This window comes from Kitasatospora sp. NPDC057542 (assembly GCF_042801945.1).
Lineage (GTDB): Bacteria > Actinomycetota > Actinomycetes > Streptomycetales > Streptomycetaceae > Kitasatospora.
In genome coordinates this window covers 1-4,052 of sequence record NZ_JBHVFE010000636.1, presented here as the reverse complement: position 1 = coordinate 4,052, position 4,052 = coordinate 1, and the positions used below count along the sequence as shown (strand labels likewise).

Sequence of the window (4,052 nt, the reverse complement as noted above, 5' to 3'; positions counted from 1 at the left end):
GGTCCGCGGGTCCCCCACCCCGCTTGGCCTACCAGGCGTCGTACGCCAGCCCCGCCCGGTCGCAGGCCGTGCGGCCGGGCGCCGCCGAGTCGACCGGCGGCCGCTCCGCCAGGATCTCCCGGGCCCGGGCTGCCGCAAGGTTGGTCGCGTACCAGGGCCTCGACTCCCCGTCCAGGTCCTGCCCGATCAGCTGCAGCGCACAGCTCCGCTGCGGCTCGGGGAGCCGGTCCAGGGCGGGCACCGCGTCCGCCGAGAGCCGACGGACGTTACGCAGGTCGATGGCCGCGGTGTGCGGGTCGGTCCGCAGGGACCGCTCGTACCGGGTGACGTTCTGCTCGGCGACGATCGCATCCGGGCCCATCAGGCCGTAGACCGCGACGGCGAGCATTCCGCTGAGCACGACGACGCGCGGCAGCCAGCCGGTGCGGCGGGTCAGCCCGGCGGCGATCAGCAGCAGGAAGACGGCGCCCAGCCAGATCTCGACCACCAGTACCCAGAGCCGCAGCCGGGTGAGCCCGGAGGCGTCCACGTAGAACCACATCCGGCCGAGCGCCGAGGCGACCACGGCCAGCGCCAGCACGCAGAGCAGGCCGAGCAGGACCCGCGCCACCCGGCGGTCGGCGGGGGTGGTGCGCGGGGCCCAGCGCTTGGCGAAGGCCACCACGACCAGGGTCAGCACGGTGATCACGCTCAGCTGCCAGAAGCCCTGCCGGGCGTACTCGGAGCGGCTCATCCCGGTGTTGCTCAGCACGGCGTCCGCGCCGCCGAGGACCACCACGGCCTGGATCACCGTGAAGGCTCCGAACATCAGGTTGAGCGCGACCAGCGGAAGCGCCCACTCCAGCCGGCGCCGCTCCCGGCCCGGCCGGATCTCCGTACGGTCCCAGCGGCGCGGGCCGGCGGCCATGTGCGCGAAGCCCAGTACGGTCACCGCCCCGAGCACGAACAGCGCTCCGCGCCCCGGGAGTTGGTCGAGGTCGAGGTCCGGGCTGAGGTTGCCCAGCAGGTCCGCCATGGCGGCGTCGGCGCCGGCGAACAGCAGGCCGAAGACGGTCAGCAGGACGGCGGCGACCGCGAGCGCCTTGAGCACCGGGACGATCCGGCCGCGGCCGGGCAGCGGCCGACGGTCCATGCTCTCCCAGACCCAGACCACCGAGGGCACCAGCTGCCACAGGATGCCGGGCAGTGGGAACAGCACGCCCGGCCAGCGGCGGCCACCGTGCAGGGCCAGCGAGGCCAGCGCGAGCGCGCCGACGGCGGCCAGCGCCACGGGCCAGCCGGCGTCCCACCAGGCCGGGGCGGCGAGCAGGGCGAGGGCGAGCAGGCTCCACACCGCCGTCCAGGGCCGGATCCGGCGTCCGGCCGCGCGGGCGGCGATCCCGGCCCCGGCGGCGGTGGCGGCGCCGAGCAGCAGCAGATTGGGCCCCAGGCCGTCGTAAAGCAGCCAGGCCGCCAGCAGGCCGGTGAGCAGGGCAGCCAGGAGGACCCTGGGGGTGGCCGCCGCCCGGCGCTCGGGATCGCTGCGGCGCAGCCACGTGCCGACCGAGGGCACCGGCGCGCCGGGCGCCCGATTCGGGCCCGGCACGCCCCGAGGGCCGGGGCCCGCCGCACGGTACGGACCGTACGGGTCGTACGGGTTCTCCGACGCGGTCGGACCGGGCGACTCGATGGGACCGGGCGACACGGTCGAACCCGGCGAATCGGACGAGGCAGGTGTGGACGGACCTGGCATGAGTCCCCCTCAGTGGTCGGCGGGCATGCGGAAGCCGCCCGTCGGGCGGTCCGCCGGCGGGCGCGCTCGGCGCCGCGGCCGCTGCCGACTGTAGACCATTCTGAACAGGTTCAAAAATCTGTTCTGAACGCGTTCAGAGCGCCTTCACCGCCAAGGACTCCCGGCTACCCCTTCACCGACCCGGCCAGCAGCCCCCGGACGAAGTACCGCTGGAGGCTGAAGAAGACGATCAGCGGCACGATGATCGACAGGAACGCCCCGGCCGTGAGCAGCTCCCAGCGCCCGCCGAGCGAGCCGGACAGCTGCGCCAGGCGCACCGTCATCGGCGCCACCTCCGGTGTGCCGCCCGCGAAGGTCAGCGCCACCAGCAGGTCGTTCCAGACCCACAGGAACTGGAAGATCGCGAACGAGGCCAGCGCCGGGGTGGACAGCGGCAGCACGATCGAACGGAAGATCTTGAAGTGCGAGGCACCGTCCACCACCGCGGCCTCCATCAGGTCGCGCGGCAGCTGGGCGATGAAGTTGTGCAGCAGGAACACCGCCAGCGGCAGCGCGAACATGGTGTGCGCCAGCCAGACCGGTGCGTAGCTGCCCTTCAGGTCCACCGCCGGGATCAGCGTCAGCGGGCCCAGGTGCGCACCGCCGGCGAACAGCCGAAGCAGCGGGATCAGCGCCATCTGGAGCGGCACCACCTGGAGCGCGAACACCGTGAAGAAGACCGCGTCGCTCCCCCGGAACCTCACCCAGGCCAGCGCGTACGCCGCCATCGCGGCCAGTACCAGCGGGAAGACCGTCGCCGGGACGGCGATCGCCAGCGAATTGACCAGGAACGGCATCAGGCCCGTGGAGACGCCGGACCCGCCCTCAAACAGCACCGAGTGGTAGTTCCCGAGGCCGAGGTCCGGGTGGAGGAAGGTGGTCCACCAGCCGCTGGCGGTCACGTCCTGCTTGGGCCGCAGCGACGTCACCAGCAGGCCCAGCGTCGGGATCGTCCAGAGCACCGTCATCGCGATCACGAACACCGAGGCCAGTGGGCTGCTGAAGGCCTTCCGCACCGGCTTCTCCCGACCGTCCGTCCCGATCACCGGACCTCACGCTCCTTCCGCAACTGGACGATGTTGTAGGCCACCAGCGGCAGCACCGCGAGGAAGAGGAGCACCGCGAGGGCGCTGCCCCGCCCGGCGTTGAACTGGACGAAGGACTGCGAGTACATCTCGTTGGCCAGCACCTGGGTGCCGAAGTTGCCGCCGGTCATGGTGCGGACGATGTCGAAGCACTTCAGGGTGATGAGCATGACGGTGGTCAGCACGACCATCACCGTGGTGCGGATCATCGGCACGGTGACGTACCAGAACAGCCGCACCCCGCTCGCGCCGTCCAGCCGGGCCGCCTCCACCACCTCGTCCGGGATCGCCTTGATCGCCGCCGACAGCACCACCATCGCGAAACCGGTCTGCACCCAGACCATCACCGCCATCAGCAGGAAGGTGTTCAGCGGCTGCGAGAGCAACCAGTTCGGCGGATCGTCCCAGCCCACCGCGACGGCGAGTTGGCTGAGCAAGCCGATCTGCGGCTGGCCCGGCCCGCGCGACTCGTAGACGAACTTGAAGATGATCGACGCGCCGACCAGCGAGATCGCCATCGGCATGAAGATCAGCGACTTGTACACCGACTGGCCGCGCATCCGGTCCACCAGCAGTGCCAGCACCAGCCCCAGCCCGGTCGCCACCAGCGGCACGACCACCAGCCAGAGCAGCGTGTTGACCAGCACCTCCCGCACCGAGTCGGAGGTGAGGGCCCAGCCGAAGTTCTCGCCACCGACGAACCGGGTGCCGTCGTCGTTCTGGAGACTGAGGTAGACCGTGCGGACCAGCGGTACGACCAGGCCGACGGCCAGCAGCAGCACCGCCGGGCCGAGGAAGAGCGCGACCGCCAGCGGACGGGCCAGGCGGCCCCGGGCCCGTCCGGCGGCCAGGAAGACCACCAGCAGGATGCCCAGGAAGCCCGCGACGGCGCCGAAGGTGTTGCCGAACTTGACCGCCGCGTCGCTCCAGGCGCCGGCCGCCAATCTCTCGGTGGCCAGCCCCCCGGCGGCCAACTCGGCGGCGGGTGACGGGAATCCGGGTACGGACATGGCTGCGCGTCCCTTCGGGCGTGGTGGGAAGGGGGCGGGCGGTGCGGGGGGGGGGGGCGTTGTGGGGCCCCGGGGGGCCCGCCCCCCGGGGGGGGGTGGGGGGCGGCTCGGCCGGAACGCCGGCGCGGACCGCCGCGACGGCCGAAGCGAGCGACCCGGGCCGTGAGGCCTTCGTGATGGTGATCC

The 4,052-nt window shown here is 72.6% G+C and carries 3 protein-coding genes; all 3 read right to left on the bottom strand.

Going from position 1 to position 4,052, the window contains the following annotated elements; translation table 11 throughout:
* Nucleotides 1-28: 28 nt before the first annotated feature.
* On the bottom strand, nucleotides 29-1,585 hold the full coding sequence (locus ACFU7Y_RS41215; RefSeq protein ID WP_380771531.1) for a DUF4153 domain-containing protein: 1,557 nt from the start codon (nucleotides 1,583-1,585) through the stop codon (nucleotides 29-31).
* 311 nt (nucleotides 1,586-1,896) lie between these two features.
* Entirely contained in the window at nucleotides 1,897-2,817 is a 921-nt protein-coding gene (locus ACFU7Y_RS41210) for a carbohydrate ABC transporter permease (protein WP_224283076.1), read from the bottom strand.
* On the bottom strand, nucleotides 2,814-3,866 hold the full coding sequence (locus ACFU7Y_RS41205) for a carbohydrate ABC transporter permease (protein ID WP_224283075.1): 1,053 nt from the start codon (nucleotides 3,864-3,866) through the stop codon (nucleotides 2,814-2,816). Before ACFU7Y_RS41205 ends, ACFU7Y_RS41210 begins: the two co-directional genes overlap by 4 nt.
* Between the last annotated feature and the right edge of the window lie 186 nt (nucleotides 3,867-4,052).